Annotated in this window: 16 protein-coding genes and 1 riboswitch; of the genes, 3 read left to right on the top strand and 13 right to left on the bottom strand. The window is 39.0% G+C overall.

Annotated features, from left to right (window positions below; all coding sequences use genetic code 11):
- Positions 1 to 48: 48 nt before the first annotated feature.
- The 5 genes from AC1UFB_RS05555 to wecB all read right to left on the bottom strand — a co-directional run bounded on the left by AC1UFB_RS05555 (position 49) and on the right by wecB (position 4,341).
- Complete coding sequence (locus AC1UFB_RS05555; RefSeq protein ID WP_482588706.1) at positions 49 to 273, bottom strand: hypothetical protein; 225 nt, start codon at positions 271 to 273, stop codon at positions 49 to 51.
- Between the two features lie 282 nt (positions 274 to 555).
- On the bottom strand, positions 556 to 1,461 hold the full coding sequence (locus AC1UFB_RS05550; RefSeq protein WP_328101387.1) for an NAD-dependent epimerase/dehydratase family protein: 906 nt from the start codon (positions 1,459 to 1,461) through the stop codon (positions 556 to 558).
- A complete protein-coding gene (locus AC1UFB_RS05545) occupies positions 1,443 to 2,270 on the bottom strand; it encodes a dTDP-4-dehydrorhamnose reductase family protein (RefSeq protein ID WP_100347930.1) in 828 nt (275 codons plus the stop codon). Before AC1UFB_RS05545 ends, AC1UFB_RS05550 begins: the two co-directional genes overlap by 19 nt.
- Positions 2,271 to 3,257 (bottom strand): polysaccharide biosynthesis protein, encoded by a 987-nt coding sequence (locus AC1UFB_RS05540; protein ID WP_062686344.1) that lies wholly within the window; start codon positions 3,255 to 3,257, stop codon positions 2,271 to 2,273.
- The gene (gene wecB, locus AC1UFB_RS05535; protein WP_119543517.1) at positions 3,250 to 4,341 is read right to left on the bottom strand and encodes a non-hydrolyzing UDP-N-acetylglucosamine 2-epimerase; all 1,092 of its coding nucleotides are present in this window, start codon (positions 4,339 to 4,341) and stop codon (positions 3,250 to 3,252) included. The genes AC1UFB_RS05540 and wecB overlap by 8 nt, the downstream gene beginning before the upstream one ends.
- A 226-nt stretch (positions 4,342 to 4,567) precedes the next feature.
- Between wecB and AC1UFB_RS05530 the strand changes: the two genes are divergently transcribed.
- Entirely contained in the window at positions 4,568 to 5,815 is a 1,248-nt protein-coding gene (locus AC1UFB_RS05530) for a glycosyltransferase family 2 protein (RefSeq protein ID WP_328101390.1), read from the top strand.
- Position 5,816: 1 nt separating this feature from the next.
- Here the strand turns inward: AC1UFB_RS05530 and AC1UFB_RS05525 are convergent, their stop codons facing one another.
- The 3 genes from AC1UFB_RS05525 to AC1UFB_RS05515 all read right to left on the bottom strand — a co-directional run bounded on the left by AC1UFB_RS05525 (position 5,817) and on the right by AC1UFB_RS05515 (position 7,643).
- Entirely contained in the window at positions 5,817 to 6,020 is a 204-nt protein-coding gene (locus AC1UFB_RS05525; RefSeq protein WP_100347933.1) for a hypothetical protein, read from the bottom strand.
- A gap of 20 nt (positions 6,021 to 6,040) precedes the next feature.
- On the bottom strand, positions 6,041 to 6,310 hold the full coding sequence (locus tag AC1UFB_RS05520; RefSeq protein ID WP_076512379.1) for a hypothetical protein: 270 nt from the start codon (positions 6,308 to 6,310) through the stop codon (positions 6,041 to 6,043).
- Between the two features lie 190 nt (positions 6,311 to 6,500).
- A complete protein-coding gene (locus tag AC1UFB_RS05515; RefSeq protein ID WP_062686353.1) occupies positions 6,501 to 7,643 on the bottom strand; it encodes an acyl-CoA dehydrogenase family protein in 1,143 nt (380 codons plus the stop codon).
- A gap of 275 nt (positions 7,644 to 7,918) precedes the next feature.
- On the opposite strand from AC1UFB_RS05515, the gene AC1UFB_RS05510 reads away from it, so the two are divergent.
- Positions 7,919 to 8,398 (top strand): Hsp20/alpha crystallin family protein, encoded by a 480-nt coding sequence (locus tag AC1UFB_RS05510; RefSeq protein ID WP_100347935.1) that lies wholly within the window; start codon positions 7,919 to 7,921, stop codon positions 8,396 to 8,398.
- 31 nt (positions 8,399 to 8,429) lie between these two features.
- Here the strand turns inward: AC1UFB_RS05510 and AC1UFB_RS05505 are convergent, their stop codons facing one another.
- The 5 genes from AC1UFB_RS05505 to AC1UFB_RS05485 all read right to left on the bottom strand — a co-directional run bounded on the left by AC1UFB_RS05505 (position 8,430) and on the right by AC1UFB_RS05485 (position 14,366).
- On the bottom strand, positions 8,430 to 9,704 hold the full coding sequence (locus tag AC1UFB_RS05505) for an ABC transporter ATP-binding protein (RefSeq protein ID WP_061784845.1): 1,275 nt from the start codon (positions 9,702 to 9,704) through the stop codon (positions 8,430 to 8,432).
- The gene (locus tag AC1UFB_RS05500; RefSeq protein ID WP_328101392.1) at positions 9,701 to 10,750 is read right to left on the bottom strand and encodes a FecCD family ABC transporter permease; all 1,050 of its coding nucleotides are present in this window, start codon (positions 10,748 to 10,750) and stop codon (positions 9,701 to 9,703) included. Before AC1UFB_RS05500 ends, AC1UFB_RS05505 begins: the two co-directional genes overlap by 4 nt.
- Before the next feature lie 99 nt (positions 10,751 to 10,849).
- A complete protein-coding gene (locus AC1UFB_RS05495) occupies positions 10,850 to 12,340 on the bottom strand; it encodes a cobyric acid synthase (RefSeq protein ID WP_482588704.1) in 1,491 nt (496 codons plus the stop codon).
- Between the two features lie 107 nt (positions 12,341 to 12,447).
- Positions 12,448 to 12,632, bottom strand: a riboswitch (cobalamin riboswitch).
- Positions 12,631 to 14,091, bottom strand: coding sequence for a sodium/pantothenate symporter (gene panF / locus AC1UFB_RS05490; protein WP_025910083.1), 1,461 nt, complete (start codon positions 14,089 to 14,091; stop codon positions 12,631 to 12,633). (Overlaps the previous riboswitch by 2 nt.)
- Positions 14,088 to 14,366 carry a YhdT family protein gene (locus AC1UFB_RS05485; protein ID WP_025910081.1) on the bottom strand — a complete coding sequence of 93 codons (279 nt, stop codon included), beginning with the start codon at positions 14,364 to 14,366 and terminating at the stop codon, positions 14,088 to 14,090. Before AC1UFB_RS05485 ends, panF begins: the two co-directional genes overlap by 4 nt.
- 193 nt (positions 14,367 to 14,559) lie before the next feature.
- On the opposite strand from AC1UFB_RS05485, the gene AC1UFB_RS05480 reads away from it, so the two are divergent.
- Entirely contained in the window at positions 14,560 to 15,126 is a 567-nt protein-coding gene (locus AC1UFB_RS05480) for a YdcF family protein (protein WP_100347939.1), read from the top strand.
- The last annotated feature ends 116 nt before the right edge of the window (positions 15,127 to 15,242 follow it).

Raw genomic sequence — 15,242 nt, 5'->3', positions numbered from 1 at the left:
AGTGGCATAGGGTACCTATCATTTCTAATCAAATGGAAATATTTGTATCTAAAAATGCTCATTATCAGTACCATGTTCTTTTTCAAAACTTTTAATTGCATAGTCTAGTGCTGGTCCTTTATCTTTATCTTCCCAAACAACTAGCTTTTCTGGTTTTTCTCCCCCACTCCCAGATCCTGGTGTCGTGCTTGTTGCGCCTTCTTCTGGACCACATGCTGCTAACATACCTACTGTTAGCGCTGAAGTCATGAAAACTGATAACGCTTTCTTCATTTTAACCCCTCCGTTGACCTATTATGTTTGACTTGTGCAACCGCTTGTACAACTCCCTAAAAATAGAACGCTTTCATTTTATAGCGAAAACGTTTGCACAATCTACAATCTCTATTATACTTATAATCAACCATTTGACAACTACTCTTTTTCATATTTTTATGGAAAACCAAACTTTATTTTCAATATTGATTATTTACACTCCCCTCCTTATAAAAAGAAAAGCTGCCTTTTTAGACAGCTTTCTTTTGTTTATTGATTTATATGAAAACGTGTACTACTTTAATCCTTGGTTTGTCGATGAAATGTCAGAATATCTAAAAGCGATTTCTCAAGCGAATAGTTTGGTTTCCAGCCTATAAGTTGAAGGGGTGACGTATCTGGTATTAAGAAAGGTTCACTGTTCGCTTCATCATTCGTAATCTGGAAATCTACGTGAGCAAGCGTTCTCAGCATAGAGGCAACTTCTTTTAATGAATAGCAGACAGAGGAGGCGATTTCATAAACTGCCTTCCTTTGACCAAATAAGAATAAATGTTCATATGCTGCAACAGCGTCTCTCACATCAATAAAATTGCGCCTGGCTTCTAAATTGCTAATGTGAAGCTCTTTCTTTTCATCGCCTTTTTCCATAGCAGCAATTTTTTTGGCAAAAATCGAACAAACACCGTTGGAATGCCCAGGTCCAATTAAATTTGAAGGCTTTGCAGTAACCACATCGAGATTATAGAGCTTTGCCCATGCCTCTGAGACTAGAATCTGCATCGTTTTTGAAAAGCTATATGGATGAGTCAGTGTTGAACTATCTGAAGGATTATACTGGAGCGCGGATCCGGCTACTACAATTCGAGCAGTAGGCACTTTTTTTCTCACTGCTTCTAATAAATGAAGCGTTCCAATTAGATTGCTGTTAACGTAAGATAAAGGCTGTTCCCATGAGCTACCGACATGATTTTGACCAGCAAGGTGGAGAATATAATGAGGATTTGCGTCTTCAACGAGCTTCATGACCTGGTCTTCGTTTTCTAAATCACAGCTAACTACGCTTGCACCTTCACAAGACATTTCCTTGCGCATTGCAGCAGTTACTTCATAGTCTTTTTTCATAAAATGCACGACTGCGTGCTTCCCTGTAAAACCGCTTGCTCCGGTAATAAGGATGCGCTTTCTCATTGCTTTTGAATCCAATCTTTCATCTCTTCCAGCATGACTCGGTAAGTAGGCGGCGTGTAAATATGGTCTATTCGCGTATTTTTAATGGTGCGATCCAACACAAATACTTCATCTTCTTCAATCGTAACATCATCTTTTTGAAACACTTCTTTCATGAGCTGAAGAAGGTCGAATTTGGAAATTTTCGGCTCGGTTGCAAGATGATAAAGTCCCGTCACGTCCTGTTGAATAAACACTTCAATTGCCTTAGCAAGCTCTATTGTTGTGATACCGTTCCATAGCGCTCGCTTATAGCCTTTGATTTTTCCAGTTTGCTTCATAAACCATAGAAATAGGCCAATTCCGTCGGTTTTTAACTCAGGTCCAATGATTGAAGTTCGAACTGTTAGGTGCTTATCGCTAATAATTTCACCTAACTGCTTGGATTGAGCATAAATGGATGTCCCGTCAGGAGCATCACTTTCCGTATAGTTGCCTTTGTCCCCTAAAAAGACGCAATCTGTACTAATATGAATAAGCTTCCCTTGGTAGCGCTCCGTTAATTTTACAAGCTGATGGGGAAGAACGCTATTAACGTGGAAAGCAAGTTTACTATGCTGCTCCGCATGATGATTTAAAATACCAATACAGTTAATCGTAATATCCGGCTTTTCTTGTTCCATTAACTTTTCAAGATCAGTTGCGTTTGTTACATCAACATACAATCCTTCTTTGTCATCTAAATCCCTTGATGTATAGACTACTTCGTACTGAGGTTTTTGCTTAAAATAAGAAGTGATAACGTGACCAGCCATTCCTTTTCCACCAAGGATTAGTATTTTCATTTAGATAAACCGTCCTTTCTCTAACATCTCTTTAATTTCTTCCTTCGTCATTAACTCTTTGCTAGAATTATAGTTCACAAGGTTCACAGGCTTAAAGTTTGCATAATGCTCTTTTAGACCTGGAATATGAATTGGCGGTAAGATGACAAAATATTCTTCATCATAAGCAATCGTTGTTGTGCTTTCGTATTCCGACAGAAGCAATTCGTGAATTTTTTCACCAGGACGAATGCCTAGTATTTCGATATCGACATTTTCTTTGTTTGAAGCATCGATTAACACATAAGCAAGGTCAATGATTTTGCATGTTGGCATTTTCATAACGAAAATCTCACCGCCAAGGCTTTCAAATGTTGCTTTAAAGACAAGCTTGATTGCATCTTCTAGCGTTAAGAAAAAGCGCGTCATGTCTAAATCAGTAATTCCTACTTTTCCTTTTTCTTGAATTTGCTTTTTAAATACGTGAATAACGCTTCCGTTTGTTCCAAGTACGTTTCCACCGCGAATGCATACAAATTTTGTCTTCGTGTTTAGTGTATTCGCATGAATAATTAAACGTTCGCCCATGGCCTTTGAAAGCCCATAGAAATTCGATGGATTCGCCGCTTTATCAGTTGAAATGTAAATTACGCGCTTCACATTACAAATGATGGCTGCGTCAATAACGTTTTGCGTACCGTGTACGTTTGTTTTTAATGCTTCTAACGGCTGATCTTCACAGACGGGAACATGTTTTAAAGCTGCAAGATGAAACACATAATCCACGCCTTGGCATGCTTCAATCAATGAATCTTTTTCTTTAATATCCCCTATTAAAAATTGAAGCTTTGGATCGTTGTCAAACTCTTGCTTCATTGTAAATTGACTGGATTCATTGCGTGAAATAATTCTAATTTCCTTTGGGTCAAGCGTTAATAACTGCCTTACTAATTCGTATCCCCATGAGCCTGTGCCACCTGTAACTAAAATCGTTTGGTTTTTAAACACTGTTAAGACCTCCTAAAATTACTTTTATTACTTTATCTGAAACATCCGGATGATCGTAGCCTTCCGGGTAAGACCATCTATTTGACTGATTTACCATGACTTTGACGCAGTTTACAATTTGATCCCCGTTTAAGCCTGATAGCATATTGCTTCCACAATCAATCGTTTCAGGACGTTCTGTTGTTTTTCGAACCGTTACTGTTGGAACATGAAACAAGCAACATTCTTCCTGAACGGTACCGCTATCTGTTAAAACACAAAGCGCATTTTTTTCAAGCTTCACAAAGTCAAAAAAGCCGAATGGTTCATGAAACTCAACAAGTGGATGAATTTGAAGAGAAGGATGCTTATCAATGCGTGATTTTGTTCGTGGATGAATGCTGCAAATAATACGTTTTTGAAATGATTCGGCCACTTTATTAAGACCATTCATAATTTCAACTAAACGGTCTTCATAATCAACATTTTCAGCACGATGTATCGTGACTAAGAAATAATCATTTTTTTTGATGCTTAGTGCTTCTAAAATAGAACTTGCGTTAATTTGAGGAGCGTAATGGTTTAACACTTCAAAAATAGGATTTCCAGAAACCACAATTCGGTTCTTTGGAACACCTTCTCGAATAAGATTTTCTTTACTTTGAGGAGTATAAGGAAGGTTAATGCTTGAAATGGCGTCAATTACTTTTCTATTCTTTTCCTCGGGTACTTCGAGATCAAAGCAACGATTTCCAGCTTCCATATGCATCACTGTAATTCCCATACGTTCTGCTAGAATTGCACTTAGTCCGCTATTTGTATCACCCAACACCAAAACTTTATCAGGCTTTTCTTTCAAAAAAATTGTTTCTAACTGAGCATACATTGTTGAAAGTTGCTGTCCTAACGTGGCTTGCTGATTAGCAAGCACGTAGTCTGGCTTTCTAACCTGTAACTCTTGAAAAAATACGTCGCTAAGGGAAGCGGTAAAATTTTGACCTGTATGAACTAAAATATGCTTAGTTGCATAGCGGTCTAATTTGTCAATAATCAAACTTAGACGTATAATTTCAGGCCTCGTACCTAAAATGGTCATCACTTTCATTCTCTACACATCCTATACATAGTTTAGACTCCGTCTTTGCTGTATCCTCTTATTACTCTATGCCGGGAAGTAAGACTTGCTATAGGCGAGATTATTATCTTTATGCTATTAACCTACCTCTCAACATTAATCCAAACCTCATAGAATATATATACCTTGTATGCATGGAAATTTTTAAAAAAACTAGCGTTCAGCCTATAATTGACTAAGTTAAAAGGAGAGTATTATGACAAATATGCACATTTTTCTTTTTGGGCATGAAAGTCCGCATGTAATTCAGCAGCTTTTAGCCAAACTGAGCGACGGTGCGTCGGTTACCTTCATTGCCAAGTCAGAAGTTCTGCAATTGATTCCGCACCACGCGGATACTATATCTCTTTCTAGTTGTATAGGAAGCGAGCTTAACAAAAGAGTTCAACGTTTAAATAAGGAGCACGTATTGTTTTTATTTAAAGGAGACGACGTAAACCTTCCGCTTTTAAAAAAGCAAACGCTAGATAAAATGAAGCTATACACTTATCCATTAACAGATGAAGAGTTAAAACTACCTCTGTTTTTTAAAAGCGCCGATTTAAAATTATTTCCATTTCCTGAAATACACGCATTTCCTTTTGTTGAAGCGATGTTTGCATATTGGGTACGCACCCTTCCTTCAGATCAATGCATACCTGTGGATACAAAAAAAGCGGTGAAGATGGGAATTCAAAAAGAAACCCGCCTTGCTTCTGCTTTTTTAGAAACTAGCCAACTCTATCAGTTTACTACTGAGCATAAAGCCAGCTCTCCTCTATCAATTATGCTAGCAGCTTATAACGCAAAGCCATTTATTCATACAGCCGTTTCTTCATGCTTCATTCAAAGCGTTTCTTTTCAAAAGAAACAACTTTTTGTAGTTGACGATGGCTCTACGGATGGAACTGCTGAAGACTTAGCTTTTCTTCAATCACAGCTAGGCTTTCAGCTCATTCAAAAAGAAAATGGAGGAAAAGCACGCGCTCTAAACACCCTTCTACCTTTAGTTGATACAGAATTCGTACTAGAGCTTGATGCAGACGACTGGCTTGATCCCAACGCTTTATCAGTTATTTCAAATCACTTACCTTCTATTCCTTCAGACGCTGCTATTTTGTATGGAAATTTACGAAGGTGGAAAGAAACACCACACAATGGATTAAAGCCAATGGGTGTTGTGCACGGACGGTCCATTCGCTCAAAAAATGAGCTTTTAGGCTACGCATTTCCGATGGGGCCACGCATTTATCGTACGTCTTTTCTAAAAGCAATTGGAGGATTTCCCGTTCTTTCTTTTTTAGATGGGCGTATGTACGAAGATGTCAGCGTCTTAAATGAGCTAATGAAGCGCTATTCGGTATGCTACCGAGATTTCACTGTATACAACGTTCGTGATCACGTGAAAAGCATCACCAAAAAAAATCACTCCAATTGGAGCGATTTCATTAAAAATTTAGATTAGTTTAGACAGTGAAGAATCGAATTGTGTTAATAGAAGTTAGGGGGACAAATACAGGCGTAGCACCATACCCCATCGATTCAACAACCGTGACATGATCAGGACCAACAAGCGTAATAACTCCATCAATGATTCGGTTATCTAATCCAATTTCAGCTCGCTGACCAACATATCTTGCCAATTGAGAAAGTAATAAGCTTTCAAACATACCATTATTCCTCCTTTTAATTAAAGTGGTGTTACCGTTTCAATTTGAGAAACTAAAACGAATGTTACGGATAAATCGTCTTCAACAACAACTACATAGTCTGTACCTACAAATGATAAAACACCTGTAATTGTTGGTTCGATACCTGATGAAATTTCTAATGTTACGCGCTCATTTACTAGCGTTAATAAAGTACCTAAAAGTGGTGTTGGGGAAGTAGGTGGTTCAACAGGCTCCGGAGTTGTTCCTCCATTACAGCAAATAGCACGAAGTGCAACTGCTCTTTTCATAAAAAATCGTCTCCTTTCATCTCTTGATATTCAGCAAAAAACCTTGGCTTTTTCACTAAATATTCTCTACAGTCTATGTAGCTTAAACATGTTATGCATAGATGCTTGACCTATAAAAATAAATATTTGTAAAAAAAACGGCAAGAGCGGATGTTTACTTAATTCCACTCTTGCCGTTTTCTTAGTATGATTATTTAAACGCTTGTTTTGCTAAATTAATGAGCGTCATATCGTCCATCGGCGGGTTATGAAGACCCGCTCGCACGTCACGATAATAGCGCTGAAGAGGATTTTGCCGCTGCAAGCTGCGTGCACCAACAATTCGCATTGCTTTGTCTACTACCTGAAATGCACTATTTGTGACCACATGCTTTACAGCAGCTAATTCTCCTGCCAATTCTTCACGCTTTTGTCCTTCATCCCATTTGCGCGCAACGCTATACATGAAGTGACGTGCTTTCATAAGCTCAAGCTCAATTTCTCCCATTTGCATTTGCACATTTGGAAGTTCACTGATTGTTCCTTCTATACTATTTGGTGAGTAGGTTTTAGCAAACTCTACTGCGTAGTCTCTCGCTGCGATAGCAATGCCAATGTAGCATGCTGGAATATGCAATAACCATCCGTTTGCGCCAGGCTTTTTACTACCACCAATATATTCAGCTAAATATTCTTTGGGAATCCAAACGTCTTTCAGCACTAAGTCATGACTTCCAGTTCCTCTCATTGCAATCATATCCCATGTTTCTTCAATCGAAAGTCCGGGGGTATCTCTTGGGATAATAAACTGTGCTACCTGATTTGCTTCTGGCACAAAAGCTTTAACTAAAAAATAATCCAGTACAGGTGACATCGTTGTAAACGTTTTTCGGCCATTTAACACCCAGCCATCTTTTGTACGCTCTGCTTTGGTTTCAGGAAGGCCTCCTCTCGTAGGGCTCCCTGTTTTCGGTTCCGTTGCCGCACTGTTAACAAGCGCTCCTTTTTGAATTTTTCCAAATAAAAATTCAAGCGTTTCTGGCTTCCACGGCTGCTTATCACGAAGATCCATCGTAATGCCCATATGCCAGCCAATGCTTAACGCTGTGGACGAATCACCTTGAGCAATTAACTCCTGATACAATAGAAAGTCATACAGAGATAAGTTTTCCCCTCCATTCGCTTCACTTAATGACCATGTTGTGTAACCAACATTTTTTAAGTCTTCAATGTTTTGGAAGGGAAAGCTACTTTTTTCATCAATTTCTTGAGCACGCTCTTTAAAAGCTGGAATGAGAGCTGCAAGCTTTTGGTACGATTCTTTGTTTGAATCCGTGATAAATGAATTGTGCACTATCAACCGCTCCTTTTTCACTAAATCTCTACTACGCCCATCGGTTTAATACTTATTATCATAGCACATCTATTTTCTATGATGCACTTTGGATGCTCATTATTATGAAAAGAAGTATAAGCACCTATTAGGCATTTGTAACATATGTATAATTAATCCTCTCTCTCAATCGCTTTTTCCAAATATGGAAAAGGCGATTTCATTTGTGATATGCACCTATTTTTATTGCATTCATAAGCTACATAAACGGCATTTGTCGCTAAAGGAGGTTCGCTATGTTTCCGTTTGGAAAATCACCTTTTAAAGAAAATGGATTTGGAAAGATGAATATGAAAGATATCGATCAATATGTACAGCAAGTGTTATCCAACGCAATGGATCAGTCTTTTCCACAATATATGAAAGAAAACGACTTCTTTAAGCAAGCACACCAAATGTACCATCAGCCGCTTTCTTCTGAGCAACAGCGAAGTTCATTAATATCAAACGTCTTTCAAACGCACGATGAATGTATCGTCCAACTTTCTTTTCCAACCTCTAATAAAATTGAAGAAGTCAAGGTTGCCTATACACCTTACTCTTGTACGATTACGGGTACGTATGATGGTGAAGATTTCACAGAAGAGTGTCAACTTCCTTGTACGGTCAGCCGAAAAGGAAGTAAAGCTACGTGCAGAAACGGCATTCTTGAAGTCAAGCTCATAAAGTATACAAATTTACCTGAAACAGAAATTGATGTTCATCGCTTTGACTAAAAAGGCTCGCTGTTTACACGGTGAGCATTTTTCATTGCGTAACAAGCTGATATTTATCAACTTCTCGTTTTATAATAGCTTTAATTTTTTTAGCATCTACTGCTTTTGTATCCGTATTTCTAACAGCACAAGCTGCAAAATTCCCTCGATTGATTCCCAACCCTCCAAGCTGAGCACTTACTTCCATTGCTGTTTCTAAAAGTGATTCATCTTTAAGAGGCATATCCGTAACAACTACGACGTTCACCTGTTCCTTACTTTTTGTAAACAAGAATAGCCACGTATATACTCCATCTTCGTAAAATGAAATTCGTGTAAAGCGATGATCGATCCCAGACCACGAAAGTAAATCGCTGCTTTTCTCTTCGTCTGTGTACTGAACGATTTGCTTACACCAATGGATACCCTTTCCGCTATCTCCCGTAGAAAGGGTGCGCAGGGAATGTTCAAAGCTTACTGACAGACAACGTTCATTTTCTATGAGCGTATATAAGTTGGAAAAAGCTTGTAGTACCTTCTCTTCTTTCGGGGGGACATATGCAAGCTGTCTTTTATGGACTCCAGGATGATAAAGTACGTGTAAATCAACTCCATAGACGTGCTGAAGAGTTTGCTGGTCACTAAAAATCTCTTCAATACCTCTTGCATAAACCTCTCCATCTTTTAACAAGATGGCGTCATCAGCAAATAGTGCTGCAATGTTTAAATCATGTAAAATCGCCACAATGGTTAAGTTTTCTTCTCGCTGCAACTCTTTTAATAAATGCAGCAGTTCCATTGCGTGCTTTACGTCTAGATGATTTGTCGGTTCATCTAACAACAAATATTCAGGTTCTTGCGCTAAAGATTTAGCTAAAAGAACACGCTGTTTTTCCCCACCGCTTAAAGCATTGAATGAGTGATGACGATATCGCCACACATCCGTTCTTTTCATCACTCTTTCAATCACTTCTTTATCATAAGGTGATTCATTATTTAAAAACCGTTTCGTTTGGAAAGGATAGCGACCAAGCGCCACAATTTCACGAACGGTAAACTCTAGACCGATTTGGTTTTCCTGCGTCATAACCGCTATTTTTTGCGCTAACTGCGTAGCTGAATAGGAGGAAATTGACTTTTGTTCTAACTTAATTTCTCCTGCTGTTAGCGGTAGCACGCCCATCATCAAGCGAATGAGCGTGGTCTTTCCGCTCCCGTTTGGTCCAAGAAGCGTGCAAAATGAGCCTTTTTCCACGGTGAAAGCTACGCTTTTTACAGTAGGCTTATGCTTTTTATACCCACCAGTTACGTTACAAACCTCAATCATTCAATCCCTCTTTTCCTAATCCTTTCTTTAATAAGCAACAGCGTAAAAATAGGTGAGCCGATGATCGCAGTTACCACACCAATTGGAAGCTCCTGTGGGTTTAGAATGGTTCGTGCTACAAGGTCTGCCAACACAAGATAGCTGCCTCCAATCAGAATAGAAAGAGGAAGCACATGCTTGTGGTTTGCACCTACCACCAACCTTACTAAGTGAGGAATGACAAGTCCAACAAAGCCGATTGCTCCAGAGACAGATACGGATGCACCTGTCAAAATAGCTGCCGATACCAAAATGATACGCTTTCTGCTTTTTACGTTAATTCCCATAAACTGTGCAGACTGATCGCCAAACGCAAAGCCATTTAGCTCGCGGGTATTCGCAAGTAAGCCGACCGTACCGATGATGAAAAACGGGAGTAAAAGCTGAACATGTCCCCAGCCTCTCATTGACACACTTCCCATCAGCCAATACAAAATTTCACGCACTCCTTGCTCTGATGATAATGCAACCATAAGAGAAATCATAGCGCTCATGAACGATGACAAAATAATACCTGCTAAAATAATAGTTTCGTTAGCTAATGTCCCGCTCGCTAACTTTGTAATACCAAATACGAGTAAAAGCGTTAAAAAGCCAGATACAATCCCAATAATCGGTAGCGTATAGATATGCATCCCAAATAGCTGCCAGTTAAAAAAGATAGCAAGCACCGTGCCAAGAGTGGCTCCAGAAGACACCCCGATGGTATACGGGTCCGCTAATGAGTTTCGAAGCAAGCCTTGAAAAGCTGCCCCCGCAATGGCAAGAGCTGCTCCAACTAAAAAGGCAACGACTACGCGTGGAAATCGAATTTCCCAAATAATGAGCTCCATGTTACTGGGGCCATGATATAAAGATAATCCAGACATGTTTTGAACAATAATTTTAATAACGTCTGTAACGGTTAAAGACACGGTACCTACAAAAACACCAGTAATAACTGTAGTTAAAACAAGGATTATACTAAAGACATAAAATAAGACAATTTTGTTTACGATTTTTTTCATCTTGCATCAACTCCCTCTATTGGAAACCGAGGGCCGGGATTTTAACCTTTTTGTAAAGAACCTTTTACAGATAGCACGCCCCAACCGTTTGATAGTGAATTACTTTTTATATTCACTCATGATTTCATAAATTTGTTTCATATCAATTGCTTTTCGTACATGTGCAGCCAGCTTTTGAAAAGACTCTTCCTTTCGCGTCCTACTATTAAACGTTTTCTTAATCGGCACTAATCCTTTTTGCTGTCGAATGTCGTTTAAATATGCACGTCGAAAGCCATCATTATGAAAAACATCATGTATGTATGTACCAATGACGCGACCAAAAACTGCTCCTTCTTTTATACCATTTAGCTCAGCAAAATGTACAGTTGGCTTGGTAGACGTTGTTTCGCCCATATGAATTTCGTAACCTTCAATTTGATAGGACTCATCGTGTAAAATAGCCCTTCCCGTTACCCGTTCTGTTCGCTTATTTGTTTTCATTACAGTTTCAATAGGTAAAAGACCTAGCCCTTTAACAGATTTTTGGGTTGATTCCACTTCATTTGGGTCACTTATCACTTCACCTAAAATTTGATACCCACCGCAGATTCCAGCAATATCCACCTTATTCTTCTTTGTCAAAATAGCTTCTGCTAAGCCCGTTTCATACAAGTACTTTGCGTCTTCTAACGTATTCTTGCTCCCAGGTAAAATGATTAAATCAGGCGTTCCAAGCTGAGAAGGTTTTGTCACAAGCCTTACGTGGCAATCATCTTCAAAACGAATAGGATCTAGATCTGTAAAGTTCGACATGCGAGGATAAGAAATAACGGCAACATCAAGTTCTTTAGCTGGATTTGGAAGAGTAGGGTACGTAGTTAAAGCAAGTGAATCTTCTGCATCAATCTCCACATCATCCAGATAAGGAACGACGCCTAGAACAGGAAGTCCCGTATACTCTTCAAACCAATCAAGCCCTGGTTGCAACAGCGACAAGTCACCTCGAAATTTATTAATAATCACACCTACCACCTTTGACTTATGCTCTTTTGGAAGCAGCTGAATTGTTCCTACTAAGCTAGCAAAAACGCCTCCCTTATCGATATCTCCTACTAAAATAACGGGAGACTGTGCAATATCAGCTACTCGCATATTCACAAGTTCACGGTCGTTTAAGTTAATTTCAGCAGGACTCCCTGCTCCTTCAATGACAATATGCTCGTACTCAGAAGCAAGCTCTTCATACGCTTTGGTGATAATCTCACGTCCGGTTTCAAAGAAATCTTTCCTATACTCGTACGCATACATATTTTGCAAAGGAACACCATGAACGACGACCTGCGCCTCATACTCTCTTGTCGGTTTGATTAAAACCGGATTCATATTGGTCGTTGCTTCCACTCCAGCAGCTTCAGCTTGAATTCCTTGAGCACGTCCAATCTCTTTTCCATCCTTTGTAATATAAGAGTTAAGTGCCATATTTTGTGATTTAAACGGCGCTGTTTTGAAACCATCTTCTGCAAAAATTCGGCAAAAAGCAGTTGTAAGTAAACTTTTTCCAGCGTCCGAGTGCGTTCCTTGAATCATAAGAGGAATTGCTTTTTTCATCTGTATCACGCCTTTCATAGCAAAAAGCCTTGGCTAAAAACCAAGGCTTCATGACAACATCTTCATTCTTTTGATGTGCACGTCACCTATTTTCCCCGCCGAAAAATAAGAGTTAATGTTTAAAAGCAGGTCTCCTGGCTTGTGCTTCACTTTACTTCTGCACCTTCCTAGCTCATTGCTAGCGGTTTGTTGCAGGTTCATCCACACTTACAGTAGCGGGGGCTGCATCGGATTTCCACCGATTTCCCTATTATCCTTAAACGCATAAGGCACTTTTAAAACATAATCGTTTATAAATATTTTTTACGAAGCTGTTCTTGTAGGTTCTTTGTTTTTGATTGTGTCATTATACTTGCAGTTACAAAAACCAATAAAGACAGAACAACGGGAAGCACAACCGTATGCATGCCAAATGGGTTAGGAGCGTATGTGTGAATTAAAATATACACTAAAAGCCCCGTCACCATTCCCGAAATTGCTCCATATTTATTTCCTTTTGTCCAATATAATCCTAACACAATTGGCCAAATAAATACTGCTTCAAGTCCACCAAATGAAAATAAGTTAAACCAAATGAGTAAATCAGGTGGGTTAATAGCAAACAAAAATACTAAAATTCCAATAATCATTGTTGTTAAGAAGCTCCATCTTTTCACCTGCTGCTCTTTTGCTTTCGGATTAACGTAGTTTAAATACAAGTCTTTTACAATAGCAGAGCTAATGATTAATAAAATAGAGTCTACCGTCGACATAATGGCTGCCATCGGCGCAGCAAGTACAACTCCTGCTAACCAAGGTGGTAATACTTCAAGGGTTAACGTCGGCATCACAGTGTCTCCCACTTCAATTCCTGGAATTACAGCACGAGCAAACACACCAATAAGATGCATCCCTAACATAATCACACCAACTACTACCGTACCGATAAGCATGGCTTGATGCATCGCTTTCGAGTTTTTATAAGACATCGCTCGAACGGCCACCTGTGGCAGCCCCACAACTCCTACTCCAACTAAAATCCAAAATGATGACACATAAAGCGGTGTTAATGAACGATCTGCTCCGTACGGGCTCACAAGATTTGGATTTTCATTCACTAAGTCTTTCATGATTGCTTCGACACCGCCGCCAGCATAAATAGTAGCAATTAGTAAAATAATCGTCCCTACAAGCATTACAATTCCCTGCAGGGCATCGGTTAGTACGACAGCACGAAACCCACCAATTGATACATAAACAAGTACGGTGACTGCAAAGATGACAAGCGCACTTTTGTATGAAATGCCTACAAAACCTTCAATTAATCTAGCTCCTCCAACCCACTGAGCAGCTAAAGAAGCAAATAGAAAAAGGACAATGCTTACAGCAGAAACAATCACAACAATATTGCTTTCATATCGCTTTTTCAAAAAATCAACAAGCGTAACGGCATTCATCTTTCGCGAAACAATGGCGAATTTTTTGCCAAGAGTTGTGAGAACAAAGTAACCTGTTACAACTTGAATCACGGACAATAGTACCCAAGCAAGTCCGGTTTGATATGCTGTACCAGGACCACCAATAAAGCTGCTCGCACTTCCGTACGTCGCGACCATCGTCATGGCAAGAACAAACCCTCCAAGCTCTCTGCTTCCTAGAAAATAATCATTAATAAATGAACTTGCCGTGCTTGTTTTTTTAGCGGTAATAAAGCCAATCGCAAAAATTAATAGAACAAACACAACAAGAGGAACAACAACAGCCCAGTTCATTCGCTCTCACCTCTTTCTTCATCTTCTAAAGGAAGATCTGAAAAGAAAAAGCGAACAATAATCCAGACCAGTAAAATAATGAGCGGGATTCCAAGTATGCAGCTATAAAAAAACCAGGCCGGAAACCCCAATATGTATGTATACTCTGATACGGGCTTTGAACCAAGTCCGTACGCAAAACCAAACCACCATGCAAAGTGGAAAAGAGCCAGGCCGATACCGATTAAAGCTTCTTTATGTGCGATTCGATAACGCCAATCGGCTTTTTTCTTCATGTTCGTTCTCTCCTTCTTTGAAATGTTGCAGAAGATGTGCATTATGATTATAACGTTCCAAAACATATGAAGCTATCCCTTTTGCTAAATTCATGACATTTTTTCCTATTTACCGCTTAAATATTAAATAAATACTACTTTTTATACCAATTACTGCATTATACTAAATAGGAATACACGATGGGAGTAGCTTATGAAAAGAAAATTTATCTACGTACTTACTTCTTTACTAATTGGATACGTGTTGTTTGCGTCATATCATATTTATTCTGCAGCTAGTTCACCTCCTCCAAAAAACGCAGACTACATTATGATTCTTGGAGCTAAGGTAAATGGAAAAGAGCTATCTTTAAGTTTACGAGAGCGCATGATTACTGCGCTGCGTTATTTAGAAGATAATCCTTCAACTATTGCTATTGTCTCAGGTGGACAAGGTGATGATGAAGACATCTCTGAAGCGGAAGCGATGTCTACTTTTTTAGTAGATCACGGCGTTGACTCTGCTCGCATTATACAAGAAAGTCAATCTACTTCCACTTATGAAAACTTTCTCTATACCAAAAAGCTTATTGATATCAATGACAAACATATTGTACTCGTCAGCAACCAGTTTCATTTATACCGCGCATCACTGATTGCCAAAAGACAAGGATATAACGTATACCCATTAGGTGCAGAAACACCAAACGTCGTGAAGCTTCAATCATATGGTCGTGAGTATGCAGCAATTATTAAAACTTGGCTATTTGATCGTGAATAAGCCATTTCGTTTTTTAGATAGATAAGTAATTGGTTATTAACTAGTTTCTCTCAACAGCTTTACTTCAATACTCCTTTCGCTTACTTTATGTAAGGTTCTTCTCTTTGGTCGTGAAG

It is taken from the genome of Priestia sp. KCTC 13724, from assembly GCF_056820425.1.
This window is presented reverse-complemented; position numbering and strand designations above follow the sequence as displayed.